Here is a 24,965-nt window from a genome sequence, read left to right on the forward strand (position 1 = left end):
ACCCGATGGACGAGGAGACCTTTCTGCCCGCGCACCCCGCCGGGGATCCCGTACGGGACCGGGCCCTCGTGGACGTGTTCCTGAGCGCGGTGCGCCACCGGGACCCGCGCGCGCTGGCCGCCGTGCTCCATCCCGAGGTCGTCGCACGCTCGGAGCACGGCACGGCCGTCGGCGCGCCCGCCGTCGCCGAGGGAGCCGCGTCCGCACTGTCCCGGCACACGGCACGGACGGCCCGTGCGGCGCTGGTCGGCGGCGCCCTCGGGGCGGTCGCCTTCGACGGCGGACGACCGGTCACGGCGGTCGCGTTCACCCTGCGCGAGGGACGGATAGCGGCGCTCACCATTACGACGGGCGAGGACCGGGTACGGGCGCTGGGCCTGCGGTTTCCCGAGCAGTGAGGCACCTTCCGGGAGCGGCCGGAGCAATCCTGCGGGGAATGCGGGGGGGGCGGCCGGAGCAACCCGGCGGGAACACGGGAGGCGACCGGTCCCACCCCGGGAGAAAACCCGATGCGTCCGGCCGGCCCGCTCCCGTAGCCTGGAGCACATGTCTACGCCCCGAATTTCCTAGCCAAGGACCCGCTTCCACGCCACCCGTGTGTCCTTGGGTTGTTCGGAGCGTAATCCCATGATCACCGTTCGCGGTGTCGACGTGCGCGTCGGCGCCCGCCTCCTCCTGTCCGGCGTCTCCTTCCACATCGCGCCCGGCGACCGCGTCGGGCTCGTCGGCCGCAACGGCGCCGGCAAGACGACCCTCCTCCACACCCTGGCCGGGCTGCGCGCCCCGGCCGCCGGCAGCGTGCTGCGCACCGGTCCCGTGGCGCACCTGGCGCAGGACTCCCGCGCCGCCGATCCCGCCGTGACCGTCACCGACCGGATCCTGTCCGCCCGCGGCATGGACGTCGCCGTACGGCGTCTGCGCGAGGCCGCCGAGCGGCTCGCGGAGCACGCCGACGACCGCACGATGGACGCCTACGCCCGCGCCGAGGCGGCCTTCGAGGCCTGCGGCGGTTACGCGGCCGAAGCCGAGGCGGCACGCGTGGCGGCGGGGCTCGGGCTGCCCGCCGAGGCCATGGGGCGGCCGGTCGGCACGCTCTCCGGCGGTCAGAAGCGCCGCGTCGAGCTGGCCCGGATCCTCTTCGCCGGGCACGGCCGCGAGGGCACCCTGCTGCTCGACGAGCCGACCAACCACCTCGACGCCGACTCGGTCGGCTGGCTGCGCGGCCATCTCGCCGCGCACCAGGGCGGCCTGGTCCTCATCAGCCACGACCTCGACCTCATCGAGGCGACCGTCAACCGGGTCTTCCACCTCGACCCGCGGCGGGCGGCCATCGACGTCCACAACACCGGCTGGACCGCCTACCTCACCCAGCGGGAGGCCGACGAGCGCCGCCGTACCCGCGAGCGCGCCAACGCCGAGCGCAAGGCGGCCGCGCTCCACGCGCAGGCGGACAAGATGAAGGCCCGCACGTCGACCTCGGTCACCGCCCGCAGCATGGCCCGCCGTGCCGACCGGCTCCTGGCCGGCCTGGAGGACGTGCGGCGCGCCGAGCACGTGGCGCGGATCCGGCTGCCGGAGCCCGCGCCGTGCGGCCGCACGCCGCTCGGCGCCGTCTCGCTGACCAAGGGCTACGGGGGCGGGCGCCCGGTCCTCGACGGCGTCGACCTGGCGGTGGACCGGGGCTCCCGGCTCGTCGTCCTCGGTCTGAACGGCGCGGGCAAGACGACGCTGCTGCGGCTGCTCGCGGGCCAGGAAGCCCCGGACTCCGGCCGCGTCGTCCACGGCCACGGCCTGCGCGTCGGCTACTTCGCCCAGGAGCACGAGACGCTCGACCCGGACCGCACGGTCCGGGAGAACCTGGCCGCGGCCGCCCCGCACCTGACGGACGGCGAGGTCCGTCGCGTCCTCGGCGCCTTCCTGTTCCGGGGCGACGACGCCGACAAGCCGGCCGGGGTCCTCTCCGGCGGCGAGAAGACCCGGCTCGCGCTCGCGGGCCTGGTCCACTCGGGCGCGAACGTGCTGCTGCTCGACGAGCCGACGAACAACCTCGACCCGGCCTCGCGCGACGAGGTCCTGGCCGCCGTCGGCACGTACCCGGGCGCGATCGTCATGGTCACCCACGACGAGGGCGCGATCGACGCGCTGCGCCCGGAGCGGGTGCTGCTGCTGCCGGACGCCGAGGAGGACCTGTGGAACGAGGGCTACCGGGAGCTGGTCAGCCTCGCGTGACGTCCTGGCGGGCGCCGGCCGGCTTGCCGGCCCTCTTCACGGCTCTGAGGACCACGAACTTCGGGTCGCTCGCGACCAGTTCGCTGTTGCCGAAGATCCGCCGCAGGGTGACGTGGTAGCCGAGGTGCCGGTTGCCGACCACCCACAGCTCCCCGCCGGGCCGCAGGGCCCGGCGGGCGTCGGCGAACATGCGCCGCGCGGTGTGGTCGGTGGTGGCCTGGTGGCTGTGGAACGGCGGGTTGTTCAGGACGAGGTCGACCGATCCGGGGGCCACGTCCGCGAGGCCGTCGCCCACGGTGAACTCGGCCTTCCGGCCGTCCCCGGCGTGCGTGCGGAAGTTCTCCTCGGCCGAGGCGACGGCCTGGTAGGACTCGTCCGTGAACAGCAGCTCGGCCTCGGGCTCGGCGAGGGCGACGGCGAGCCCGACGATCCCGTTGCCGCAGCCGAGGTCGGCCACGCGGGCCCGTCCGACGCCGGTCGGCAGGTGCTGCAGGAAGAACCGCGTCCCGATGTCCAGCCGGTCGGCGCAGAACACGCCCGCCTGATTGACGACCGTGCGGCCGGCGAGCCCGGCCGGAGCGTCGCCCGGCAGCGCGTACCGCAGCGGCCACGGATTGGCTCCCGGCCCGCGCCGCTCCCCCTCCGCGCCGGGCGTCGTGTGGATGAGCCGGGCCTTCTTCACCGCCAGCGACGTCCGCGTGGGCCCGAGGATCCGCTCGAACAGCTCCAGCGTCGAGGTGTGGATCTCCTTCACCATCCCGGTGCCGACGATCACCGTGTCCTCGTGAACGGCGGGAGCGAGCCGGTGCAGCTGGTCCTCCAGGAGCGCGAGGCTCTTGGGCACCCGTACGAGCAGCACGTCGACCCGCTCCGGCGGCGGGTCCTGGGTGGTGAGCAGCGTGACCGCGTCGGGGGCGGCGCCCGAGCGGGCCAGGTTCGCCGCCGTGGCGCTCCGCCCGAGGTACGAGTCGGAGATCTGCGTCAGCTGCCCGGCACCGCCCGCCCCGGCACCGCCCACCCCGGCGCCGGCGGCGGCGCGCGCCGCGGCGAGCGCGGTGACCAGCGCCCCCCACCGGTCGCCGACCACGGCGACGGCCCCGGACAGACCGGTGCCGGACTCGGCGAGGTGGTTCAGCAGGTACTCGTCCGCCGCGTCCCAGGCGCGCAGCGGGTCGCGCGGGTCGGCGGGGAAGCGGGTGAGCGGGAAAGTGCCCCATGACGTGGTCAGACGGTTCATCGTGCCACCAGGCTAGCCGGTCAGGACACGGCCGCCGCCAGCTGAAGGTGCCACAGTCCCGGGCGGCCGGTGAGGGTGACCGTGGACAGCGGGCGCACGTCGACGTTCCAGTACGTGGCGGGCGGGGCCTTCAGCGCGTAGACGAGGGCGGCGCGGACGACGGCCGGCTCGGCGACGGCGACGATGGCGCCGTCGTCGGCGGGCCGGGTGTCGAGCCAGCCGCCGACCCGCGTGATGAACGACAGAAGCGTTTCTCCGCCGTGTGGCGCGGTCCGTGGATCGGTGAGCCAGGCGTCGACCGCAGCGGGTTCGAGCGCGGCCACCTCGGCCAGGGTGAGGCCGCGCCAGCGGCCCATGTCGCAGTCACGGAGGGCCGGCTGGGCGAGCGGCGCGTAGCCGAGGGCGGTGCCGGTGGCGCGGCTGCGGGGCGTCGGGGAGCAGTAGCGGAGCTCGGCGGCACCGAGCGGAATCAGCCGCGGCGCGGCGAGCTGCACCTCGTACCAGCCGGCCTCGTCGAGCGGCCGGTCGTCGTCGAAGCGTTCGGCGAGCAGGGAGGAGCTGCGCGCCGCCGCGACGAGCGTGACCCGAAGACCCATGGCCGCGATCGTGAGGCCGGTGGCCCCGCAGGTCAAGGGGTCAATGACACGGTTGCGCGAGGGCCTTGCTCACTGCTGTCCGAGTGCCATCCACTTGTCCGGATTCTGCAGTGGCGTGAAACCGACCTTCTCGTAGACGCCGTGGGCGTCGGCGGTGGCGAGCATGATCCGGCGCAGCCCGTACGGCTCGAGGTGGTCACGGACCGCGGCGACGAGGGCGGTGCCGAGGCCGGTGCCGCGGGCGGGCCGGTCGACGTAGACGTCGCAGAGCCAGGCGAAGGTGGCGTAGTCGGTGACGACCCGGGCGTACGCGGCCATGGCTCCGCTCTCGCGGTCGTAGGCACCGAAGTTGAGGGAGCCGGCGATGGCCGCGTCCTGCTTCTCCCGAGGTCGCCCCATGGCCCAGTAGGCGTCGGTGGAGAGCCAGTGGTGCACTCGTGCGGCGTCGATACGGGCGGGGTCGGCTGAGATCTCGTACGTCCCGTGCATGACGGCGGCGCCCGAGGCGGCGGTGTCGGTCATGGCGGCAGGCTGCCAGGAGCGCCGTCCTGTGTCAGGCGAATTTGCCGGGGGCGTGGGTGGGGCGCGCGGCCGGGCGCGTACGGCCTTCCGCGCGCCCGGTGGGTCACCCGGTGAGCTCGTCGACGGCCGCGCGCAGCCGCCGCACGCCCTCCGCGATCTCCGTGGCGCCCGCGACACCCGCGAAACTCAGCCGGATGTGGCCGGCGGGCGGCTCGGCGCAGAAGTAGGGGCGGCCGGGAGCGGCGGCGACTCCGGCGCGCAGGGCGGCCGCGAGCAGACCGGCTTCGGGGAGGGTGTCGGGGAGCCGGAGCCACAGGTGGTAGCCGCCGGAGGGGATGTGCGGCAGGGCGAACTCGGGCAGGTGGTGCGCGACGGCGCCGGTCATCGTGTCGCGACGGCTCTTCAACTCCTGGGAGACGGCGCGCAGATGGCGGCTCCAGGCGGGCGAGCCGACGAGTTCGAGGGCGGTCTCCTGGAGTGGCCGGGGGACGAAGAAGCTGTCGACGACCTGGATGGCGCGGAGCCGTTCGAGGACGGGTCCGCGGGCGGCGAGCGCGCCGACCCGGAGGCTCGCCGAGGTGATCTTGGTGAGGGAGCAGACGTGGACGACGACGCCGTCGGGGTCGTCGGCGGCGAGCGTTCCTGGCAGCGGGCCGGCGTCGGCGTGGACGAGGCGGCGGGCGAAGTCGTCCTCGACGACGAAGGCGCCGGCGGCGCGGGCGATGCGGACGACGGCCGAGCGGCGTCCGGCGGCGAGTGCGGCGCCGGTGGGGTTCTGGAAGAGCGGCTGGCACACGAACACCCGGGCGCCGGTCGCACGGAACGCGGCTTCGAGCAGCTCGGGCCGGACGCCGTCGGCGTCGGTGGGCACGGGTACCGGCCGCAGGCCGGCGGCGCGGGCGACGGCGAGCATGCCGGGGTAGGTGGGCGACTCGACCAGGACGGGGGTGCCGGGCGGCGCGAGGGCGCGCAGGGCGGTGGTGATGGCGGACTGGCCGCCGGCGGTGATGAGGATCTCGGCGGCGGTGACGCTGCCGCCGATCTCGCGGGCGAACCACTCGCGCAGTTCGGGCAGTCCGTCGGCGGGCGGGCGGCCCCAGGCGCCGGGCCTGCGGCCGGCCCGGGCCAGGGCGGCGGCGAGGGCCCGTTCGGGCTGGAGGGACGGGTGGAGGTAGCCGCCGTTGAACTCGACGACCCCGGGCGGCGGCGCGGCGAGCGTGACGAGGACACCGGAGGCGTCGACGGCGCGCGGGACGAGTTCGGTGGCGGTGTCGGCGCTGAGGGCGAGCTCCTGCCAGGAGGTGTCACCGACGGCGGGTGCGGCGGCGCGGGGTTCGGCCCGGTAGGCGCCGGCGCCGGGACGGGTGACGACGAGCCCTTCGGCGGCGAGCTGGGCGAGTGCCCGGGTGACGGTGACCGGGGAGACGCGGTGGCGCTCGACGAGGGTCCGGCTCGACGGCAGCTTCTCTCCCGGTGAGTAGCGGTCAAGCTCCGCTTTCAGGGTGTTGGCCAGGTCGGCGACACTGCTACGCTCGTGCATGACAGCACAGAATAGCGCTACTACTCCGAACACGATAGCGGTCGCCACCCCCGCGGGCACGACCCCGGCGGGCACGGCCCCCGTGAGCGCGGCCCCCGCGACCGGGGCCCGGGGCGGTTCCGCTCCGGCCGCGCGGAGCGGCACCCTGCTCGCCGCGCTGGGAGTGGTGTCCTTCTCGCTGACCTTCCCGTCCACCGCGTGGGGCCTGGAGAGCTTCGGGCCGTGGTCGCTCGTCGCCGTCCGCTCGGTGCTCGCCGCGCTCGTCGCCGGCGCCTTCCTGCTCGCGGGCCGGGTGCCGCTGCCGGACCGGCGCCACTGGGCGGGGCTCGCGGTCGTCGCGGGCGGAGTCGTGGTCGGCTTCCCGCTGCTGACCACGCTCGCCCTGCAGACCTCCACCACCTCCCACGCCGCCGTCGTGGTGGGCCTGCTGCCGCTGACGACGGCGACGTTCGCCGCGATCCGTACGGGCCGCCGCCCGTCCCGTACGTTCTGGATCGCGGCCGTGTCCGGAGCGGTCGTCGTGCTCGCCTTCACGCTCCAGCAGAGCGGCGGCGCGCTGTCGACCGGAGACCTCTACCTTTTCGGGGCCCTGCTGGTGTGCGCCGCCGGCTACACGGAGGGCGGACGGCTCGCCCGGCTGATGCCGGGCTGGCAGGTGATCGGCTGGGCGCTGGTGTTCTGCCTCCCGCTGATGACGGCGGGCGCGGCCGTGGCCCTGTCGTACGAGCCGGTGCGCCTCACCGCGCACGGCGTCGCGGGCCTGGTGTGGGTGGCCGTCGGATCCACCTTCTTCGGTCTGTACGTCTGGTACCGCGGCATGGCCGTGATCGGCATCCCGCGCGCCAGTCAGCTGCAGCTCGCCCAGCCTCTGCTCACGCTCTTCTGGTCGGTGACCGTGCTCGGCGAGGACCTGGCCCCCGCGGCGCCGGCGGCGGCCGTGGCGGTGCTGGTCTGCATCGCCGTGACCCAGCGGGCGAAGAGCTGAGAGCCAGGTCACAATGGCAGACGTAGGCAGACGTGGGCTCGTCAGCAGGACGAGCCGCGGGCGAACCCGGCCGCGAGGAGGTCACGCCGATGCGTGCGAGCGTGGGCGACAAACTGCTGGTGCACGGCCGGACCGTCGGTCAGCACGACCGTACGGCCGAGGTCCTTGAGGTGAAGGGCGAGGACGGTGCTCCGCCGTACCGCGTCAAGTTCGACGACGACGGTCACGAGGCCCTGATGTCCCCGGGCCCCGACACCGTCGTACGCCACCACCAGGAGCCCGGGAGCATGTAGCCCCCGGGCGGCCGCTCCATCGAACACTTACGGGAAGCGAGAAGGCGTCAGTCGTCGGCGAGGACGGCGGTGAGCGCGCCCAGCGGGTCCTTCGCGACCTCGCGGGCCGCGAAGTAGCAGTGCCCGCCGACACCCGGGTAGCCGCGGGCGAGTTCCACGTGGCGGGCGAGCTCCCCCGGGTCCTGCCACGCCGCCGGCTGGGCGGGATCGCCCACCTTGTACAGCGCCTCGCCGAGGTAGAGCCGTACGCCGGCGCCGCGCGCGGTCCGCTCCCACCACGGCACGAGCTTGGCGTAGTCGGCGGACGGGAAGCCGATGTGCCAGTAGAGCTGCGGCATCACGTAGTCGATCCAGCGCTCGGTGACCCAGCGCCGGGTGTCGGCGTACAGGTCGTCGTAGGTCTGCACGGCCAGGGCGGTGTCGGAGCCCGCCGGGTCGGTGGTGGCGTGGCGCCAGACGCCGAAGGGGCTGATGCCGAAGGCGACGCCGGGCTTGGTCCGCCTGATCCGTTCGGCCGTCCCGGAGACGAGCAGATCGGTGTTGTTCCGCCGCCAGGCGGCCCGGTCGGCGAATCCCGCCCCGTACCGCGCGAAGGCCTCGTCGTCGTCGAGGGTCTGCCCCGCAACGGGATACGGGTAGAAGTAGTCGTCCCAGTGCAGGGCGTCGACGTCGTAACGGCTCACGGCGTCGAGCATGGCGTCCTGGACGTGCCGCCGGACCTCCGGCAGGCCCGGGTTGTACAGCAGCCGCCCGTCGTAGCTGAGCGCCCACTCCGGGTGGAGCCGGACCGGATGGTTCTCCGCCAGGCGCGTGGGGTCGGTGTGGTTCGCGACGCGGTACGGGTTGCACCAGGCGTGGAGCTCGAGGCCGCGCGCGTGGGCCTCGGTCACGGCCGTGCCGAGCGGGTCCCAGCCCGGGTCGGCGCCCTGGACGCCGGTGAGGCACTGGGCCCAGGGCTCGTACGGCGAGGGCCACAGGGCGTCGGCGGAGGGCCGGATCTGGAACATGACGGCGGTCATCCGGCGCCGTACGGCCAGGTCGAGCAGGGCGACGAGTTCGGCGCGCTGCTCGGCGGCGCTCAGTCCGGGCCGGGACGGGAAGTCGCGGTTGGTGACGGTGGCGATCCACATGCCGCGGAACGCGGCACCGTCGGCCTCGACCGCCTCCACGTCCTCCGCCCCCTCCGCCGCTTCCCGGGCCTCCCCGGCCTCCACGGCTTCCCCGTTCTCGACGCTCGTGGAGGCGGCCGCCGGCTTCCCCGCCGGACCGAGACCGAGGCCCGTGAGCGCGGCCCCCGCCCTGGCCATGAACCCTCTTCTACCGATCGGCGGCATTTGTCACCCCTCGCTATCGGATACGTCACAGCCCATCGGACAGCATGCCCACCCCAGAACGATCGATCATCGGGCGTGTCGGGAGTAACGTCGTGGAGTCGAGGCGGACGCACCGGAATCACACGGGCCCCCGCCGCCAGCAGAGAGCGAAAGGCACGAGGTGACGGACTCCATGGCCGACATTGAGCGCGTCGGAGTGGTCGGCTGCGGCCAGATGGGCGCGGGCATCGCGGAGGTGTGCGCCCGCAGCGGTCTTGACGTGAGGGTCGCCGAGACCACCGGCGAGGCGCTGGAGATCGGCCGCACGCGGCTCTACAACTCGCTCGCCAAGGCCGCCGAACGCGGCAAGATCAGCGAGGAGGAGCGCGACGCGACGCTCGCGCGGCTCAGCTTCACCACCGACCTGGGCGAGTTCGCCGACCGCGACCTCGTGATCGAGGCCGTCGTGGAGAACGAGCAGGTCAAGACCGAGATCTTCCAGGTCCTCGACCAGGTGGTCACCCGGCCGGACGCCATCCTGGCCTCCAACACCTCGTCCATCCCGCTGGTGAAGCTGGCGGTGGCGACCTCCCGCCCCGACCAGGTCATCGGCATCCACTTCTTCAACCCCGCGCCGGTGCAGAAGCTGGTCGAGCTGATCCCCGCCCTCACCACCTCCGAGGGCACGATCAGCCGGGCCCAGCTGTTCGCCGAGAAGACCCTCGGCAAGCACGCGATCCGCGCCCAGGACCGCTCGGGCTTCGTGGTGAACGCGCTGCTCGTGCCGTACCTGCTCTCCGCGATCCGGATGTTCGAGTCGGGCATCGCGAGCCGCGAGGACATCGACAACGGCATGGAGTTCGGCTGCGCCCACCCGATGGGACCGCTGAAGCTGTCCGACCTGATCGGCCTGGACACCATCGCCTCCATCGCCGACTCGATGTACGCCGAGTACAAGGAGCCGCTGTACGCCGCGCCGCCGCTGCTCCAGCGGATGGTCGACGCGGGCCGTCTCGGCCGCAAGTCGGGGTCGGGCTTCTACCCGTACTCCTGAGGACCTCGGTCCTCACCCCTGAGACCTCGGCTCCGCTGCCGAGAGGACGGCCCGTACACCGCACAGGTACGGGCCGTCCGCCCTTTCCGCGGCCCCTGCTCAGCCCAGCCTCAGGTGGCGCAGCATGAGCAGCCCGGCCGCCATGTTCGCGGCCGGGACCTCGCCGCGGGCGATCATGTCGGGGACGAGTTTGAGCGGGACCCATTCCAGGCGCGAGGACTCGAAGGCGTCCTGCGGCGGGCCCGTCCAGGTCGCCTCCTCGCTCCAGTAGAGGTGGTGACGGGCGTCGGTGAGGCCGTTGGAGGGCTCGACGGTGAGCAGCGGGCGCAGCGGCCCGGGGCGCCAGCCGGTCTCCTCCTCCATCTCGCGGGCCGCGGCGGCCTCGATCTCCTCGCCGTCCTCGACGACCCCGGCGGCCAGCTCCCAGCCCCAGCTGTCGGTGATGAAGCGATGGCGCCACAGCAGCAGGACCTCGTCGGCGTCGTTGACGGCGGTCGCGGCGGCGACCGGGCGGAGCCGGATCAGATAGTGGTCGAGCCGGCGGCCGTCGGGGAGTTCGACGTCCGCGAGATTGACCCGGAACCAGCGGTTCTCATAAACCGGCTGTTCACTTAGTTTCGTCCACTGCACGTTTTTGCCACCTTCCGACAGGTCGGTGATTACTTGGTGGCAATATCGCAGCAGGCGCCAGGTCGCAAGGAATCGCTCACAGGGGCACGCGCAGCGCACTGTCGACGATTTCGGCCGCCCGGCGCGCCTCCTCACCCCCGCTCGCCAGCAACTGCTCCCGCACCAGCCGGAGCCGGTCCCGCAGCCGCCGCGACTCCATCCCGCGCGCCTGCTCGGTCATCTCCTCGGCCGTCCGCGCCGCCCGGTCCGGCTCCCCCTGCCGCAGCTCGATCTGGCACAGCATGGCGAGCCGGTGCACCCGCCCCCGGTCGTGGGCCGGAGTCCCCACCGCCGCCGCCGCGTGCTCGTGGGCCGCCGCGAGTTCACCCAGACTGAGCAGGGCCTCGGCGACCTGCACGTTGACCAGACCCGGCTGGACGTATCCCGTCTCGGCCGGCTCGCTGCCGGGGCTGATCCGCTCCGCCTCCGCCTCCGCCCGCAGGATGCAGGCGAGCGCCGCGGCCCCGTCGCCGAGGTGCGCGTACGCCTTCGCCTGCATCGCCGTCAGATCGGCGGCGAGCGCGGGCGTGATCTCCCGCCCCGCCGAGCGCAGCGCGGCCTCCGCGAACGCCACGGCCTGGCGGTACTCCCCCATGAACAGCGACTGGTTGACGAGCAGGGCCACCACGTAGGCGCCGAGGCCGCGGTCACCGCTCGCCTTGGCGAGCCGCAGCGCCTGGTGGAAGTAGCGCTGGGCGAGGCCCTGGGCGTCGGAGTCGTACGCGCAGATGCCGGCGACCGCCACCAGGCCGCCGGCCGCCCGGTGCAGCCGCCGCCCGAGCGCGTCCCCGTACGCGCCGCGCAGCAGCGGCGCGGTCCCGGTGCCGAGGAAGCCGACGATCCGGGCGCGCGTCGCCATGCCGCCCGCCTTGCGGTACATCTGCTCGTAGTGGGCGCGGGCGGCGGTGAGCATCGAGACGTCGGCGGCCGAGACCCGCGTGCGGCCCTCGTGGGAGACGTCGACGTCCTCCGGCGGGTTCTCCCACTCCCACACCGGCATCACCGCCGGGGTGCCGGTCACCGCCTGCGCGGCGAGCACGTTGCCGCGCCCCTGCTCGTCGGAGCGCCACAGGGCGGTGGCCCGGTCGACGAAGCCGGAGAGCGGCGTGCCGGGGGCGGGCAGCAGCGTGCCGGGCACGCCGAGTCCGATGTCGTCGAGGGTGACCTGGCGGCGCAGCCGGCCGGCCAGCACCTCGCAGATCAGGTCGGGCACCTGGCCGCGCGGCCGCTGGCCCTTCAACCAGCGTGCCACCGCGGTGTGTTCGTAGCGCAGCGCGAGGCCGCGGGCCCGGCCGGCCTGGTTCACGCGCGCGGCGAGGCCGGCGTTCGAGATGCCCGCCTCGGCGAGCAGTGCGTCGAGGAGGGTGTTGGGCTGGGGCGTGGGCTGCATGGGACCGCTCCGGTGATTCGGTGCGCTCAGACTAGTGAAAGGACGCTTTCGCACGGGGTGTGAACGAAGTGCTCGTTCTTCCGTTCCGCGCGCGCTGCCGAAGTCGCCCCGTTACGGGTTGACTTGGGTCCCTCGCCGAAGGGCGAGGACCGGGCCGCCGGCTCCCCCTCGTACAGTGCGGTCGCCCGGTCGCGTGCGCCGTCCGTGCTGTTGATCTGCCCGACACTCCGTGGCAGCACGGACGGCGCCGGCCAACTGCCCTTCCCTGTCTCACTGGTGCGGACAACTAGTGCGGGGAGGGCGCGGGCCGGGTACGGCGCAGCCCGGGTTCGGCGGGCTGCGCCGGTACCCGCACCCGGTCGTTGCGGACGACGAGCAGGGCGACGTCGTCGGCGAGCCGGCCGCCCGTGTGGCGCAGCAGCGCCGCGTGGACCCGCCGCACGAGCACGGCGGGGGCCTCGCGCGCCGCCCCGGCGAGGACGGCGGGCAGCGGGAAGAACCGGCCCAGGTGGTCCCGGGCCTCCTCGGCACCGTCGGTGTGGAGCACCAGGGTCTCGCCGGGCAGCAGCCGGGTCGCGGGGTACGGCACGAGGTCGGCGGGCAGCGGGAAGGCACCGAGCGGCGGCAGAGGCTCGCCGACGGGCACGGGTTCGACGCGGCGGCCGCCGATCCGGTACGGCCCGGGGTGACCGCAGTCCAGGACCTCGACGAGGCCGTCGGGACGGATCTCCAGGAGCAGCAGCGTCACGAACTCCTCGGCCGCGGGATGCTCGGGCGCCCGCCCGCCCCTGGCCGGGTGCTCCTCGCGGGCCCGCTCGCACAGGTGCCGTCCGAGGGCCCGCTCCAGCCTCCGAAGCACACCGGCGAGTTCGGCCTCGTCGTGCACGGCCTCGCGGAAGCTGCCGAGGAGGGCGACCACCGCCCCGAGCGCGGCGAGCCCGTGCCCGCGCACGTCCCCGATCACGATCCGCACCCCGTACGGCGTGGCCACCGCCTCGTACAGGTCCCCGCCGACCACGGCGCCCCGGGACGCCGACAACTGCCCCGCGGCGACCGCGAGCCCGTCGAGCCGCGCGGGCGGCGGTCGCAGCAGCACCTGCTGCGTGGCGTCGGCGACGGCCCGCACCCGCGCCAGCTCGCGCGTGAGCCCGCACCGCACGCCGAGCACGATCCCGATCCCGACGGTCAGGAAGACGACGCTGGTGGCGATCCGCATCGGCAGCCCGGGCTCCCGCGCCAGCGGACACCACAGCCGCCAGGCGACGGCCACGGCCCCCCACACGACCGGGACCAGCAGCGGAGCCGTCCGCCGAAGCCAGGAGCCTTCGGCAACCAATGACCTGTCACGGAACATCCACGGCCCTTCCCGAGGCCCGCCAGCGCCCGAAGACCCTGCGGCACACAGGCCCGCCCCTGTGGCCGCGTCGATTCTCGCGGGGCCGGAGGACGCGGAGGAACACCCACCGGAGATCTCACCCGAAGGAGTGAGCAACCGGACGGGAACCCGCACGGGAGTGCGGGATGCCGGCAGGCCGTTCCGCCGGCGGGAGCGGGGCCGGGGGCAGGGGCCGGCAGGCGGAGGGGCCGGGGCCAGGGGTGTGCGAAGGGGCCCTGCTCCGGGCCGGTCGGCCCCGGGGCAGGGCCCCTTCGCTCGCTCTGCGCCGTACGGCGTCGCCGTCAGGCGCCGCGCAGTACCGCGCCCGTGTGCTCCGCCGCCGTGGCGACCGCGGCGTCGCGGGCCGCCGTGGCCTCCTCGACCGTCAGGGTGCGGTCGGGGGCGCGGAAGCGGAGGGCGTAGGCCAGGGACTTCTTGCCCTCGCCGACCTGGTCCCCGGTGTAGACGTCGAACAGGCGGATCGACTCCAGCAGTTCGCCCGCGCCGCCGGCCAGGTGGTGCTCGACCACGGCGGACGGGACGTCCTCGTCGACGACCAGCGCGACGTCCTGGGTGGCGACCGGGAAGGCGGAGATGCGCGGGGCCTTCAGCGGGCCCGCGCTCGCGCGCTCCAGGACGTCCAGGTCCAGCTCCATCGCGCAGGTGCGGGCCGGGAGGCCGAGCGCCTTGACCACGCGCGGGTGGAGTTCGCCGCCGTGGCCCGCGAGGGTCTTCACGCCGTCGATCACCACGTGGAACGCGGCGCAGCGGCCGGGGTGCCACGGGGCGTGCTGGTCGGCCTCGATCAGCAGCTCCGCGCCCGCCTCGGCGGCCACGGTGCGCGCGGCCTGGATCGCGTCGGCCCAGTCGGCCGGGCGACCCTTGCTCCACCAGCCGGCCTGCTCGCGCGCGCCGGCCAGGACGACCGCCACGCGGCGCGGCTGCGCGGGCAGCGCGGCGTTGACGCGGGCGATCTCCTCGTCGGACGGACGGCCGTCGACACCCAGGCGGACGGCCACGGCCGGCTGACCCTCGGTGGGACGGAAGACCAGGCCCGTCTCGAAGAGCGCCAGGTCGTGGCTGCCGCGCCCGTCGTTGCGGCGCAGCGCGCCCAGCAGGCCGGGCAGCAGCGTCGTACGGAGCGCGGGCTCCTCGTCGGACAGCGGGTTGACCAGCTTCACGACCCGGCGGCGGGCGTCGTCCGCGTCCAGGCCGAGCTGGTCGAAGACCTGCTCGCCGATGAAGGGGTAGTTCAGCGCCTCGACGTAGCCGGCGCCGGCGAGCGCGCGGCCCACCCGGCGGTGGACGCGCTGGCGCTCGGTGAGACCGCGGCCGGCCGGGGGCTTGGGCAGCGTGGAGGGCAGGTTCTCGTAGCCCTCCAGGCGGATGACCTCTTCGGCCAGGTCGTTCGGCACGTAGAGGTCGGGACGCCACGACGGGACGGTGACGACGAGCTCGTCCTGGCCGTAGACGTCGCAGCCGATCTCCTGGAGACGGCGGACGACGGTCTCGCGGCCGTAGGCCACGCCGGCCACCTTGTCGGGGTGGTTCGCCGGCATCGTGATCGTGTGCGGCGCGGACGGGGCGACGATCTCGGTCACGCCGGCCTCGGCGGTGCCGCCCGCGAGCAGCACGAGCAGGTCCACCGTGCGCTGCGCGGCCGCCGCGGCGGCCTGCGGGTCGACGCCGCGCTCGAAGCGCTTGGACGCCTCCGAGGACAGCTTGTGGCGGCGGGCCGTGCGCGCGATCGAGATCGCGTCGAAGTGCGCGGCCTCGATGACGACCTCGGTGGTGCCGGTGACGATGCCGGTCTCCGGGTCGGTGACCGGGTCGGCGATCTCCGTGTGAGCTCCGCCCATCACGCCGGCCAGGCCGATGGGGCCGCTGTTGTCGGTGATGAGCAGGTCCCCGGAGTCGAGGACGCGCTTGGCGCCGTCGAGCGTGGTGATCGTCTCTCCGGCGGCGGCGCGGCGGACGCCGATGGGGCCGTCGACGCGGCTGCGGTCGTAGGCGTGCAGCGGCTGGCCGAGCTCGATCATCACGTAGTTCGTGACGTCCACGGCGAGCGAGATCGGGCGCATGCCGGCCTTCTGGAGGCGGCGCTGCATCCAGATCGGCGAGCGGGCCTCGGGGTCGAGGCCGACGACCGTGCGCGCGACGAAGCGGTCGCAGCCGACCGGGTCGGCGACCTGGACCGGGTAGCCGTACGCGTTGGGCGCGGGCACGTCGAGCAGCGCCGGGTCGCGCAGCGGCAGGCCGTAGGCGATGGCGGCCTCGCGGGCGACGCCGCGCATCGACAGGCAGTAGCCGCGGTCCGGCGTGACGGCGATGTCGAGGACCTCGTCGTACAGCTCGAGCAGCGCGGTGGCGTCGGTGCCGACCTCGTGCTCCGGCGGCAGCACGATGATGCCGTGCGAGCCGTCGTCGCCCATGCCGAGCTCGTCGCCCGAGCAGATCATGCCGCGCGAGACCCTGCCGTAGGTCTTGCGCTCGGCGATGCGGAAGTCGCCGGGCAGCACGGCGCCGGGCAGGGCCACGACGACCTTGTCGCCCTCGGCGAAGTTCCGGGCGCCGCAGATGATCTCCTGCGGCTCACCGGTGCCGTTGGCCTGACCGACGTCGACGGTGCAGAAGCGGATCGGCTTCTTGAACTCGGTCAGCTCCTCGATGGTGAGGACCTTGCCGACCACCAGCGGGCCGGTGAGGCCCGCGCCGAGCTGCTCGACGGTCTCGACCTCGAGGCCCGCCGAAATGAGCTTGGCCTGCACGTCACGGCCGGTCGCGGTCGCCGGCAGGTCGACGTACTCCCGCAGCCAGGAAAGCGGGACCCGCATCAGATCTCCATCCCGAAAGGCCGGGTGAACCGGACGTCACCCTCGACCATGTCTCGCATGTCTTCGACGTTGTGGCGGAACATCAGCATCCGCTCGATGCCGAACCCGAAGGCGAATCCGCTGTACTTCTCGGGGTCCACACCGCAGGCGACGAGCACCTTCGGGTTGACCATGCCGCAGCCGCCGAGCTCGATCCAGCCCTCGCTGCCGCAGGTGCGGCAGGGACGGTCCGGGTTGCCGACGGACTCGCCGCGGCACACGTAGCAGAGCATGTCCATCTCGGCGGACGGCTCGGTGAAGGGGAAGAAGTTGGGGCGGAGCCGGGTCTTCATGTCGGGTCCGAAGAGCGCCTGGACCATGTGGTCCAGGGTGCCCTTGAGGTCGGCCATCGTCAGGCCCTCGTCGACGGCCAGCAGCTCGATCTGGTGGAAGACCGGGGTGTGGGTGGCGTCGAGCTCGTCGGTGCGGTAGACGCGGCCGGGGCACACCACGTAGACCGGGGGCTCCCGGTCGATGAGGGTGCGGGCCTGCACCGGCGAGGTGTGGGTGCGCAGCACGACACCGGACTCGTCGCCCGTGGTGCCCTCAGGGCCCTGGACGAAGAAGGTGTCCTGCATCTGGCGCGCCGGGTGGTCCGGCACGAAGTTCAGGGCGTCGAAGTTGAACCACTCGGCCTCGACCTCGGGGCCCTCGGCGACCTCGTAGCCCATCGACACGAAGACGTCGGCGACGCGCTCCATGAGGGTGGTCAGCGGGTGCCGGGCACCGGCCGGGATCCGGTCGTACGGCAGGGTGACGTCGACGGCCTCCTCGACGAGGACCCGGGCGTCGCGCTCGGCCTCCAGCTCGGCCTGGCGGGCGGCGAGCGCCTTGGACACGGCACCGCGGGCCTGGCCCACGATCTTGCCGGCCGCGGCCTTGGCGTGCGGGGGCAGGGCGCCGATCTCCCGGTTGGCGAGCGCCAGCGGCGAGGTGCCGCCGGTGTGCGCGGTCTTCGCGTGGGCGAGCGCGTCGAGGTCGCCTGCGGCGGCGAAGGCGGCGATCGCCTCGTCCCGCATGCGCTCGATCTCTTCCGGTTTCAAGGCCTCGACCTCGACCGGGTCGTACGACTTATTGGGTGCCGACATCTCTTCCCGTGCTTCCGTTGGCTTGGCTGGGCGGCCCCGAGCTCGACGTCAAGGGCGCAAACGTGCCAAAGGACGAGTCTAACGGGGCGCGGGGACGCGAATGAGCCCGTGGGCGGTCCGACCGGCTCCCGACCTCGTACGGTCTCGTCAGGCGAGACGCGCGTACGGGTCAGAGGAGGTGTGCCGGGGTGCCGACGGGCAGGATAAATCGGAACTCGGCCCCGCCACGGGGACCGCGTCCGACGGTGATCGTGCCGCCGTGGGCCTCGACGACGCCCTTGACGATGTAGAGGCCGAGCCCGGTGCCGCCGCGCTTGCTGCCCCGCCAGAAGCGGGTGAACACGCGGCCCATCGACTCCTCGGGGATGCCGGGGCCTTCGTCGCTCACGGTGACCTCCGTCCCCTTCTCTCCGTCGCTGGTGGCCGTGGTGGGTGCCACCTCGATGGTGACGGTTCCCTCGCCGTGGCGCACCGCATTTTCGAGCAGGTTGCCGAGGATCTGGTCGATCTTGTCGGGGTCGGCCCACAGCTCGGGCAGGCCGGGCCTGACCCGGACGAAGAAGCGGTCGGGCGACTGGCCTCCGGTGGTGTGGGCGTGCACGTGCCGGCCGACGGCGGCGGCGATGTCCACGGGCTGGCGGCGGACCTCCAGGCGCCCGGAGTCGATCCGGGAGATGTCGAGGAGCTCGGCGATCAGCCGCTTGATGCGGCCCGCGTCGGCGTCGACGGTTTCCAGCATCAGCCGCTTCTGGTCGTCGGTGAAGCGCTCCCACTTGTCGAGGAGCGTGGCGGTGAAGCCCTTGACGGAGGTGAGCGGCGAGCGGAGCTCGTGCGCGACGGTGGCGATGAGCTCGGCGTGGCTGCGCTCGGTGCGCCGGCGCGCCTCCGTGCCGCGCAGCGAGACCACGACCCGCCGCACCGGTCCGCCCGGCCGGGCGCGGACGTAGCGGGCGGAGACGAGCACCTCGCGCCCGCCGGGCAGCAGCAGGTTGCGCTCGGGCTGGCCGCTGCGGGTGGCGAGACCGCCGTACGGATCGGTGAGCGCCCACCAGCGGCTGCCCTTGAGGTCCTCCAGTGGCAGCGCCTCGTCGAGCGGGCGGCCGAGCGCGGCGGCGGCCGGGACGGCGGTGATGCGGCCGGCGGCGGCGTTGAAGCAGACGATCCGGCCGGTCTCGTCGGCGACGACGAGACCGTCGGGCAGGTCGTCGGGATCGATCCCGAGGCCGGTGGCCGTACCGCCGTCGTGCTCGTACGGCGGGGCGGCGGGCTGCCCGGGGACGGACTGCTCGGGTACGGGCAGGGGTGCGCGCTGCTCGGACGCGGGCAGCGGCGCCAGCTGCCCGGATCCGGGCGCCGGTGGCGCCTCCGGCGCGTGCGGCGCGGCGCTCCGTGCCTGTGCGGGACTGCCCGTGCCGACCGTCATCCCCGTAATCCCACCCCTCCGTGTACCGCAGTGGGCCCCGAGAGCGTCACCCTACTAGGCGGGCGGGTCCTGTGGAGGTCTCAGGAGGTGGTTCGGGGGCGTTGGGCGCGCGCGGAGGCGTAGAGGCACACGGCGGCGGCGGTCGCGAGGTTGAGGCTCTCCGCCTTGCCGTGGATGGGGACGCGGACGACGGCGTCGGCGAGGGCCCGGGTCTCCTCGGGCAGCCCCCAGGCCTCGTTGCCGAAGACCCAGGCGGTCGGGCCGCCCATGGTGCCGGCGTCCAGCTCGTCGTCGAGGTCGTCCTCGCCCGCGCCGTCGGCGGCGAGGATCCGTACGCCCACGCTCTTGAGGCCTTCGACGGCCTGCTCGACGGGCACGCCGACGGCGACCGGGAGGTGGAAGAGGGAGCCGACGGAGGCACGCACGGACTTGGGGTTGTACAGGTCCACGGAGGCGTCGGTGAGGATCACGGCGTCGGCGCCCGCGGCGTCGGCGCAGCGCAGCACGGTGCCGGCGTTCCCGGGGTCGCGGACGTGGGCGAGGACGGCGACCAGCCTGGGCCGGGCGGCGATGATGTCCTCGAACGGCGAGTCGAGGAAGCGGCAGACGCCGACGAGTCCCTGCGGGGTGACGGTCTGGGAGACCTCGGCGAGGACGGCGTCGGAGGCGTGGTGGACCCGGGCCCCGGCGGCGCGGGCGGCGTCGACGATCGTGGCGTAGCGCTCGGCGGCCTCGACGGTGGTGAACAGCTCGACGAGGGTCGGCTGTCCGGTGCTGCCGCGGTGCTCGACGGCCTCGCGGACGGCCTGCGGGCCCTCGGCGATGAAGAGGCGGTCCTTGCCCCGGAAATTGCGCTTGGCGAGCCGCCGGGCGGCGACGACGCGCGGCGAACGCGGGGAGATCAGCTCGGGGGCGGGGGTGGACATGTGCCTGCGGCTCTCTGATTCGACGACGGCTCGATGACGGCGGCGGTGGCGGTCAACGCGCCGGACCCGCAGGCACGGGGCCTGCGGGTCCGGGCAGAAGTACTGCGGCCTGGAAGATCAGGCGGCGGCCTTCGGGGCGTTGACGTCGGCCGGGAGGGCCTTCTGCGCGACCTCGACCAGCGCGGCGAACGCGTTGGCGTCGTTGACGGCCAGCTCGGCGAGGATCTTGCGGTCCACCTCGATGTTGGCGGCCTTCAGACCCTGGATGAGGCGGTTGTACGTCATGCCGTTCAGGCGGGCAGCGGCGTTGATGCGCTGGATCCACAGCTGACGGAAGTCGCCCTTGCGCTTCTTGCGGTCGTTGTAGTTGTAGACCAGCGAGTGGGTGACCTGCTCCTTGGCCTTGCGGTAGAGGCGCGAACGCTGACCGCGGTAGCCGGAGGCCTGCTCGAGGATCGCCCGGCGCTTCTTGTGGGCGTTGACTGCCCGCTTGACGCGTGCCACTTCTTAACTCCTTGTAGCGGGGCCGTGGTGTGTTCACACGACCCGGAAAACGGATGGGTCCCGGTCTGTGCCGGATGCCCTCGTCGGACGAGGGCGGGAGATCAGATCAGATGCCCAGCATCTTCTTGATCTTGGCGGAGTCACCCGGGGCCATCTCGGCGTTGCCCGTGAGGCGACGCGTCAGCTTGGACGACTTGTGCTCGAGCAGGTGGCGCTTGCCGGCGCGCTCGCGCAGGATCTTGCCGGAGCCGGTGACCTTGAAGCGCTTCTTGGCACCGGAGTGCGTCTTGTTCTTCGGCATAGCGCCGTTATCTCCTCGTCAGTGGCGCTCCCCCGGTGCGGGCACCGGACAACCGGGAGCGTCAGTCTTCGTTTGGTGGTTCCGGGCGGAACCCTGGGGCTGCCCGGTGAGGCAGCCCCGCGGGATCACGCCTCGGCGTTCTCGGCCGACGTGTCGGCCGAAGCCTGCTCGGCCGGGGCCTCCGCGGCGGCGGAACCGCCCTGGCGTTCGGCCTTGCGCGCGGCCTGGGCCTCGCGCGCCTCGGCCATGGCCTCGGTCTTCTTCTTGTGGGGACCGAGAACCATGATCATGTTCCGGCCGTCCTGCTTCGGGTTGGACTCGATGAAACCGAGCTCCTGCACGTCCTCCGCGAGGCGCTGGAGCAGTCGGTAACCGAGCTCCGGGCGGGACTGCTCACGACCACGGAACATGATCGTGATCTTGACCTTGTCACCCTGCTTGAGGAACCGGACGACGTGACCCTTCTTGGTGTCGTAGTCGTGCGGGTCGATCTTCGGCCGGAGCTTCATCTCCTTGATGACCGTGTGCGCCTGGTTCTTGCGCGCCTCACGGGCCTTCATGGCCGACTCGTACTTGAACTTCCCGTAGTCCATGAGCTTGCACACGGGCGGACGGGCGTTCGCCGCGACCTCAACCAGATCGAGGTCGTACTCCTGCGCGAGCTCCAGGGCCTTGGCAAGGGGGACGATGCCCACCTGCTCGCCGCTGGGGCCGACAAGACGCACCTCGGGAACGCGAATCCGCTCGTTGATGCGGGGCTCGGCGCTGATGGATCCTCCTCGGTAGCACCACGCGACCGCCTCGGCGGACGGACACGTCACGGTAGAACTGTCGGGACCAACCGAGCGGGTGCACGAAAAATGCCCCGGACGGGACACAGGCGGGGCTCCATGAAACCGGAGCACCGCCGCGAACCATCGCGGGGCGCACATCGGGCGGCTCCATCGTCCGTACGGAACGATGGATGCCACCTGACCGGTGACCCGCCGCCCTCAAGGGCGGCCAGGTGGGAGAACGGAGCCTCCACTTGCGGGCCGGGCACGCACGTGTCCGGCCGGTCGTTACACAAGGTTAGCAGGACCCGCCGGTCGGCGCGAACCGTACGTCCGCTTATCGTGGGGGCATGAGCGAGACGCCCCAGAACGAGTCCGACGAGACCCCCGACTTCGCAGCCATGACCCGCGACATCGCGGAGGTCCCGGCGGTCGAGGTGATCGTGACGGTCGCCGTCAACCTGATGAGCGCCGCCGCGGTGAAGCTCGGGCTCACCGAGGAGGGCGACGACCACAAGGACCTCGACGAGGCCCGCAAGCTGATCCACGCCCTCGCGGGCCTGCTCGACGCCGGTGTCACGGAGATCTCCTCCTTCCACGCGGCCCCGCTGCGCGACGGCCTGAAGTCCCTCCAGCTGGCCTTCCGCGAGGCCAGCTTCGTCCCGGACGAGCCGGGCCAGGGCCCGGGCGAGAAGTACACGGGGCCGGTCTACGGCTAGCACGCGGCCCCCCGTCCCATACGGCCGCGGGGCCGGAAGTCAGTTCCTTACGTAGAAGGGCTCGCCGGGAGGCGTCGCCGAGGCCGGCAGGAGTGCCAGGTCGAGGCCGCGCACCAGGCGGGCCCTCAGTGTTTCGTCGGCGGCCAGCGCGCGGGCCACGCGCTGGGCGGCCTCCGCCGGGGCCGCGTCCTCCGCGAGGACGAGCGCCAGGGTGCCGTCGGCGGTGCCGGGGCCCAGGTGGGCCCGGAGCACCGCGGGCTCGGCGGCGACGGCGGCCCGGACCGCGTCCCGCACCGCGGGGTCGTCCAGCGGGTCCGTGGTGCTGCGGCCCTCGGCGAGCGCGAGCAGCGCCGAGCCGGTCACCTGGTACGCCACCGGGCCGGCCAGGTCCAGGACCAGGGTGTCGGCCTTCTCGTGGACGAGCGCCGCGAGCGCCTGCCGCAGCGGGACGGCGACGGGCCGGGCGGCCGGGTCCCACAGGTGCAGCGAGGCGATCGAGGTGAACGCGGGCAGCGCCCGGCGGTCGCCGGCGGTCAGCGTCGGCACCGCCATGTCGCTGGTCTTCTCCTGCTTGAGCCCGGTCTCCGGGTCGATCTCCACCTCGCCGAGGACGGCGACGACGGGGACGAGCAGCCGGGCGCCGCGCAGCGCCTCCAGGACCGGCCCGTGGGCGGTCCGGTCCTCCGCCCAGGCCGCGAGGGCCGCGGCGAGCCGCGGGTCGGCGGAGCCGTCGTCGTCGGAGAAACCGGGGTCGGGGATGTTCTTGAGCGCCACGCCACGAGCCTAACCGCCGCCTTCCGGGCCGGATGACCAGGGCCGACCCGCCCTCGTCATCCGCTCGCGCGCGGGGCGCGGCGGCGGTGCGTTCAGCGGGTGCGGCCGCCGCGCCAGAGGGCCACCGCGGCGGCGAGGAAGAGGACGCCGGCGCCGCCCGCGAGCGGCGCGAGGAGGCCGACGGGGTGCGACTCGTCGGCGGCGGGCTGGGGACCGGGCCCGAAGTAGCGACCCGTCCAGCCCGCGACGGCGGTCTTGGGATCGGCGCCCTTCAGTCTGGCGCCCGCCTCGATGGCGGCGGCGGGGTCGACCGTGCCGTACCCCTTGTCGTCGCTGCGCCCGCCCTTGGGCCGGCTGCGCGCGGTGTCGACGAGCAGCTGCTTGATCTGCGCGGGGGTCAGGTCGGGGTGGGCGGACCGGACGAGCGCGACGGCGCCGGAGACGAAGGCGGCGGCGGCGCTGGTGCCCCAGCCCTCGTAGTAGCGGCGGTCGGGGTCGGCGATGACGATGTCGACGCCGGGGGCGCTGACGGTGGCGTACCAGCGGCTGGTGGAGAAGGAGGCATGGGTGCCGTAGCGGTCGACGGCCGCGACGGCGATGACCCCGGGGTAGGCGGCGGGGTACGAGATGTGGTCGCCCTTGTCGCCCCCGTTGCCCGCGGAGGCGACCACGGAGACGCCCTTGGAGAGGGCGTACTGGACGGCGGCGTCCTCGCCCGCGTCCGGGTGGGCCGACTCGGAGTCGTCCCCGAGGGAGAGGTTGATGACGTCGGCGCCGTGGTCGGCGGCCCAGCGGATGCCTTCGGCGAGGGCGGTGCCCCGGGTCTTGCGCGCCTTGTCCCGGGCCTTGTCGGTGCCTTCGAGGATGACGCGGACGGGCAGGACCCGGACCTTCGGCGCGATGCCGAGGACGCCGTCCTGGCCGCCGGGGCCGTGGCCGTGCCCGGCGATGATGCCGGCCATGGCGGTGCCGTGCCGGGCCCAGGCGCGGTCGCCGCGTTCCGCGCCGAAGCCGACGAGGTCGGTGCCGGGCAGCACCGAGCCTTCGAGGTCGGGATGGCGCGCGTCGACGCCGGTGTCGAGGACGGCGACGGTGATGCCCTCGCCGCGCGTGGTCTGCCAGGCCTTGCCGGTGTGCAGGGCTTCGAGCCCCCACTGGCGGGCGCGGATGGTGTCGGCGTACGCGGGCGTGGTCGTCGCCGGCAGGACGGCGAAGGCGGCGGCGAGGACCGCGACGGCGGAACGGCGGACGGCCGGGCGGGCGGTCACCGTCCGTCCTCCTCGACAGCGGCGGCGACGGTCGAGCGCAGGGTCCGTTCGACGGCGTCGGCGACGCCCTTGGCCTCGTGGCCGAGGCCCGCCTGGGCGACGGCGGTCGTGCGCTTGGGCGTCATGGCGCGCTCCGCGTGCTCGGGCACGCCGACGACGCGGCCGTCGGCGAACCCGGAGACGGCGGTGACGACGACGGGCAGGTCGGTCAGGACGTGCCGCCACCAGCTGGCCCGCTGGCGGTCGCCGAAGCGGGCCGCCACGGTGCCCGGCGCGGAGAGGGTGGGTGCCGGTTCGTCGGCGGCGCGGGAGCCGAGGGTGCGCATGGTGGCGGGATCGGCCTGGGTGAAGACGAGGGCGACGGTCACGACGTGGGAGGAGGTGGCGTCGGTGTAGGTGGCGCGCAGCACGCGGTCGCAGCCGACGGTGCCCAGGGCGGTGTGGAGGGCCCGGGGCAGGCTGGTGGCCGTGCAGGGCGCGTCGGGGGCGACGACGATCCGGCTCCAGGTGCGGGTGGCGCCGCCGGGGCCGGCGGCGGGTCCTGAGAGGGTGCGCGGGAAGAGGGTGTCGACCGGGGCGTCGTGCCAGAGCCCGCGGGCCTGGCTGAAGCCGGGCGGTTCGGCGGGTTCACCGGCGCCTGTACCGGCGAGCACGGCGCCGGTGAGGGCGCCGCCGACGAGCCCGAGGGCGAGGACGGCGCAGACGGCGGCGGCGACGACCCGGCCGGTGCCGCGTTCCCGGATCGGCCGGAGCCGGGTGGTGGTCTCGGCGGGGGTCTCCTCGGGCACGCCGCCGCCCAGGGCCCAGGCGTCGTACGCGTACGCCGGAGCGGGGCGCGGGGCGGCGCCGGGCGGGGGGCCCGCGGGCGCGGGGTACGCGGGCCGGGCCTGGGCGGGCCGCGGAGGCGTGCCGCGGTGCGGAGCCTGTCGGCCGTCCCGTACGGGACGGAGCCGGGTGGTGGTCTCGGTGGGCGCTTCGGCGCCCGGGGCCGGCCGCGCGGGCCGCGGCGGCCGGGCCGGCTGCTCGGGCGGCAGCGGCTGCGCGGCCCGGCGGGGCCGCCCGGCCTCGCCGGTGCGGTCCGCCGGTGCGGCCGCCGGCACCGGAGCCGTGGAA

At 74.0% G+C, this 24,965-nt stretch carries 24 protein-coding genes; 6 read left to right on the top strand and 18 right to left on the bottom strand.

The genetic code is table 11. From position 1 onward, the window contains the following. The first annotated feature begins 5 nt into the window (after positions 1–5). Together ACFVGS_RS25700 and ACFVGS_RS25705 are read left to right on the top strand one after the other, a co-directional pair. Positions 6–398 carry a hypothetical protein gene (locus ACFVGS_RS25700; RefSeq protein WP_384416448.1) on the top strand — a complete coding sequence of 131 codons (393 nt, stop codon included), beginning with the start codon at positions 6–8 and terminating at the stop codon, positions 396–398. A gap of 229 nt (positions 399–627) precedes the next feature. Beyond that, entirely contained in the window at positions 628–2,229 is a 1,602-nt protein-coding gene (locus ACFVGS_RS25705) for an ABC-F family ATP-binding cassette domain-containing protein (protein WP_385693788.1), read from the top strand. Here ACFVGS_RS25705 and ACFVGS_RS25710 read toward each other — a convergent pair. The 4 genes from ACFVGS_RS25710 to ACFVGS_RS25725 form a co-directional block, all read right to left on the bottom strand. Continuing rightward, complete coding sequence (locus ACFVGS_RS25710; protein ID WP_384416442.1) at positions 2,216–3,466, bottom strand: methyltransferase; 1,251 nt, start codon at positions 3,464–3,466, stop codon at positions 2,216–2,218. The genes ACFVGS_RS25705 and ACFVGS_RS25710 overlap by 14 nt on opposite strands. A gap of 20 nt (positions 3,467–3,486) precedes the next feature. Next, positions 3,487–4,062, bottom strand: a complete 576-nt coding sequence (locus ACFVGS_RS25715) for a histidine phosphatase family protein (protein ID WP_384416439.1) — start codon at positions 4,060–4,062, stop codon at positions 3,487–3,489. A gap of 69 nt (positions 4,063–4,131) precedes the next feature. Then, positions 4,132–4,584: a GNAT family N-acetyltransferase gene (locus ACFVGS_RS25720; protein ID WP_385693789.1), complete on the bottom strand. Its 453-nt coding sequence runs from the start codon at positions 4,582–4,584 to the stop codon at positions 4,132–4,134. 103 nt (positions 4,585–4,687) lie between these two features. Then, the gene (locus tag ACFVGS_RS25725) at positions 4,688–6,124 is read right to left on the bottom strand and encodes a PLP-dependent aminotransferase family protein (protein WP_385693790.1); all 1,437 of its coding nucleotides are present in this window, start codon (positions 6,122–6,124) and stop codon (positions 4,688–4,690) included. Here ACFVGS_RS25725 and ACFVGS_RS25730 point away from each other — a divergent pair. Next, entirely contained in the window at positions 6,123–7,109 is a 987-nt protein-coding gene (locus tag ACFVGS_RS25730) for a DMT family transporter (protein WP_385693791.1), read from the top strand. The genes ACFVGS_RS25725 and ACFVGS_RS25730 overlap by 2 nt on opposite strands. 89 nt (positions 7,110–7,198) lie before the next feature. Next, positions 7,199–7,402, top strand: coding sequence for a DUF1918 domain-containing protein (locus ACFVGS_RS25735; RefSeq protein WP_384416428.1), 204 nt, complete (start codon positions 7,199–7,201; stop codon positions 7,400–7,402). Between the two features lie 47 nt (positions 7,403–7,449). Here ACFVGS_RS25735 and ACFVGS_RS25740 read toward each other — a convergent pair whose 3' ends face one another. Further along, a complete protein-coding gene (locus ACFVGS_RS25740; RefSeq protein ID WP_384416425.1) occupies positions 7,450–8,709 on the bottom strand; it encodes a glycoside hydrolase family 10 protein in 1,260 nt (419 codons plus the stop codon). A gap of 199 nt (positions 8,710–8,908) precedes the next feature. Here ACFVGS_RS25740 and ACFVGS_RS25745 point away from each other — a divergent pair, with 199 nt between their 5' ends. Then, positions 8,909–9,769, top strand: coding sequence for a 3-hydroxybutyryl-CoA dehydrogenase (locus ACFVGS_RS25745; protein ID WP_384416423.1), 861 nt, complete (start codon positions 8,909–8,911; stop codon positions 9,767–9,769). A gap of 99 nt (positions 9,770–9,868) precedes the next feature. Here the strand turns inward: ACFVGS_RS25745 and ACFVGS_RS25750 are convergent, their stop codons facing one another. The 10 genes from ACFVGS_RS25750 to infC form a co-directional block, all read right to left on the bottom strand. Continuing rightward, positions 9,869–10,399, bottom strand: coding sequence for an NUDIX domain-containing protein (locus ACFVGS_RS25750; RefSeq protein ID WP_384416420.1), 531 nt, complete (start codon positions 10,397–10,399; stop codon positions 9,869–9,871). Between the two features lie 76 nt (positions 10,400–10,475). After that, positions 10,476–11,828: a transcriptional regulator gene (locus ACFVGS_RS25755; protein ID WP_384416417.1), complete on the bottom strand. Its 1,353-nt coding sequence runs from the start codon at positions 11,826–11,828 to the stop codon at positions 10,476–10,478. Positions 11,829–12,114: 286 nt separating this feature from the next. Beyond that, on the bottom strand, positions 12,115–13,182 hold the full coding sequence (locus tag ACFVGS_RS25760) for a PP2C family protein-serine/threonine phosphatase (RefSeq protein WP_384416414.1): 1,068 nt from the start codon (positions 13,180–13,182) through the stop codon (positions 12,115–12,117). A gap of 323 nt (positions 13,183–13,505) precedes the next feature. Next, complete coding sequence (pheT, locus tag ACFVGS_RS25765; RefSeq protein WP_384414695.1) at positions 13,506–16,037, bottom strand: phenylalanine--tRNA ligase subunit beta; 2,532 nt, start codon at positions 16,035–16,037, stop codon at positions 13,506–13,508. Then, positions 16,037–17,164, bottom strand: a complete 1,128-nt coding sequence (gene pheS, locus ACFVGS_RS25770) for a phenylalanine--tRNA ligase subunit alpha (RefSeq protein WP_384414692.1) — start codon at positions 17,162–17,164, stop codon at positions 16,037–16,039. Before pheS ends, pheT begins: the two co-directional genes overlap by 1 nt. A gap of 169 nt (positions 17,165–17,333) precedes the next feature. Further along, positions 17,334–18,587 (bottom strand): ATP-binding protein, encoded by a 1,254-nt coding sequence (locus tag ACFVGS_RS25775; protein ID WP_384414690.1) that lies wholly within the window; start codon positions 18,585–18,587, stop codon positions 17,334–17,336. Positions 18,588–18,667: 80 nt separating this feature from the next. Beyond that, positions 18,668–19,513 carry a TrmH family RNA methyltransferase gene (locus ACFVGS_RS25780; protein WP_384414687.1) on the bottom strand — a complete coding sequence of 282 codons (846 nt, stop codon included), beginning with the start codon at positions 19,511–19,513 and terminating at the stop codon, positions 18,668–18,670. 117 nt (positions 19,514–19,630) lie between these two features. Then, a complete protein-coding gene (gene rplT, locus ACFVGS_RS25785; RefSeq protein WP_019884941.1) occupies positions 19,631–20,017 on the bottom strand; it encodes a 50S ribosomal protein L20 in 387 nt (128 codons plus the stop codon). A gap of 106 nt (positions 20,018–20,123) precedes the next feature. Further along, the gene (rpmI, locus tag ACFVGS_RS25790) at positions 20,124–20,318 is read right to left on the bottom strand and encodes a 50S ribosomal protein L35 (protein WP_041128339.1); all 195 of its coding nucleotides are present in this window, start codon (positions 20,316–20,318) and stop codon (positions 20,124–20,126) included. Between the two features lie 125 nt (positions 20,319–20,443). Continuing rightward, positions 20,444–21,139, bottom strand: coding sequence for a translation initiation factor IF-3 (gene infC / locus ACFVGS_RS25795; RefSeq protein WP_384414684.1), 696 nt, complete (start codon positions 21,137–21,139; stop codon positions 20,444–20,446). 302 nt (positions 21,140–21,441) lie between these two features. Here infC and ACFVGS_RS25800 point away from each other — a divergent pair, with 302 nt between their 5' ends. After that, a complete protein-coding gene (locus ACFVGS_RS25800; RefSeq protein ID WP_384414681.1) occupies positions 21,442–21,810 on the top strand; it encodes a DUF1844 domain-containing protein in 369 nt (122 codons plus the stop codon). A gap of 39 nt (positions 21,811–21,849) precedes the next feature. On the opposite strand, the gene ACFVGS_RS25805 is transcribed toward ACFVGS_RS25800, so the two are convergent. From ACFVGS_RS25805 to ACFVGS_RS25815, 3 genes are all read right to left on the bottom strand, one after another. After that, positions 21,850–22,584 (bottom strand): SseB family protein, encoded by a 735-nt coding sequence (locus ACFVGS_RS25805; RefSeq protein WP_385693792.1) that lies wholly within the window; start codon positions 22,582–22,584, stop codon positions 21,850–21,852. A gap of 92 nt (positions 22,585–22,676) precedes the next feature. After that, entirely contained in the window at positions 22,677–23,852 is a 1,176-nt protein-coding gene (gene mycP, locus ACFVGS_RS25810) for a type VII secretion-associated serine protease mycosin (RefSeq protein WP_385693793.1), read from the bottom strand. Beyond that, on the bottom strand, positions 23,849–24,965 hold a 1,117-nt coding region (locus ACFVGS_RS25815; protein WP_385693794.1), incomplete at its 5' end, for a hypothetical protein. The genes mycP and ACFVGS_RS25815, both read right to left, overlap by 4 nt.

The organism is Streptomyces sp. NPDC127114 (assembly GCF_042677525.1).
In the GTDB taxonomy this organism is placed as follows: domain Bacteria; phylum Actinomycetota; class Actinomycetes; order Streptomycetales; family Streptomycetaceae; genus Streptomyces.

What these genes read in the sequence shown, in the direction of transcription:
- ACFVGS_RS25780 (WP_384414687.1), bottom strand. Translation starts at nt 19,513, where the DNA reads ATGTCCACCCCCGCCCCCGAGCTGATCTCCCCGCGTTCGCCGCGCGTC.
- ACFVGS_RS25730 (WP_385693791.1), top strand. Translation starts at nt 6,123, where the DNA reads ATGACAGCACAGAATAGCGCTACTACTCCGAACACGATAGCGGTCGCC.
- pheT (WP_384414695.1), bottom strand. Translation starts at nt 16,037, where the DNA reads ATGCGGGTCCCGCTTTCCTGGCTGCGGGAGTACGTCGACCTGCCGGCG.
- ACFVGS_RS25700 (WP_384416448.1), top strand. Translation starts at nt 6, where the DNA reads ATGGACGAGGAGACCTTTCTGCCCGCGCACCCCGCCGGGGATCCCGTA.
- ACFVGS_RS25720 (WP_385693789.1), bottom strand. Translation starts at nt 4,584, where the DNA reads ATGACCGACACCGCCGCCTCGGGCGCCGCCGTCATGCACGGGACGTAC.
- ACFVGS_RS25705 (WP_385693788.1), top strand. Translation starts at nt 628, where the DNA reads ATGATCACCGTTCGCGGTGTCGACGTGCGCGTCGGCGCCCGCCTCCTC.
- ACFVGS_RS25710 (WP_384416442.1), bottom strand. Translation starts at nt 3,466, where the DNA reads ATGAACCGTCTGACCACGTCATGGGGCACTTTCCCGCTCACCCGCTTC.
- ACFVGS_RS25760 (WP_384416414.1), bottom strand. Translation starts at nt 13,182, where the DNA reads ATGTTCCGTGACAGGTCATTGGTTGCCGAAGGCTCCTGGCTTCGGCGG.
- rpmI (WP_041128339.1), bottom strand. Translation starts at nt 20,318, where the DNA reads ATGCCGAAGAACAAGACGCACTCCGGTGCCAAGAAGCGCTTCAAGGTC.
- ACFVGS_RS25735 (WP_384416428.1), top strand. Translation starts at nt 7,199, where the DNA reads ATGCGTGCGAGCGTGGGCGACAAACTGCTGGTGCACGGCCGGACCGTC.
- ACFVGS_RS25715 (WP_384416439.1), bottom strand. Translation starts at nt 4,062, where the DNA reads ATGGGTCTTCGGGTCACGCTCGTCGCGGCGGCGCGCAGCTCCTCCCTG.
- ACFVGS_RS25725 (WP_385693790.1), bottom strand. Translation starts at nt 6,124, where the DNA reads ATGCACGAGCGTAGCAGTGTCGCCGACCTGGCCAACACCCTGAAAGCG.
- ACFVGS_RS25740 (WP_384416425.1), bottom strand. Translation starts at nt 8,709, where the DNA reads ATGGCCAGGGCGGGGGCCGCGCTCACGGGCCTCGGTCTCGGTCCGGCG.
- ACFVGS_RS25745 (WP_384416423.1), top strand. Translation starts at nt 8,909, where the DNA reads ATGGCCGACATTGAGCGCGTCGGAGTGGTCGGCTGCGGCCAGATGGGC.
- pheS (WP_384414692.1), bottom strand. Translation starts at nt 17,164, where the DNA reads ATGTCGGCACCCAATAAGTCGTACGACCCGGTCGAGGTCGAGGCCTTG.
- ACFVGS_RS25755 (WP_384416417.1), bottom strand. Translation starts at nt 11,828, where the DNA reads ATGCAGCCCACGCCCCAGCCCAACACCCTCCTCGACGCACTGCTCGCC.
- ACFVGS_RS25800 (WP_384414681.1), top strand. Translation starts at nt 21,442, where the DNA reads ATGAGCGAGACGCCCCAGAACGAGTCCGACGAGACCCCCGACTTCGCA.
- ACFVGS_RS25775 (WP_384414690.1), bottom strand. Translation starts at nt 18,587, where the DNA reads ATGACGGTCGGCACGGGCAGTCCCGCACAGGCACGGAGCGCCGCGCCG.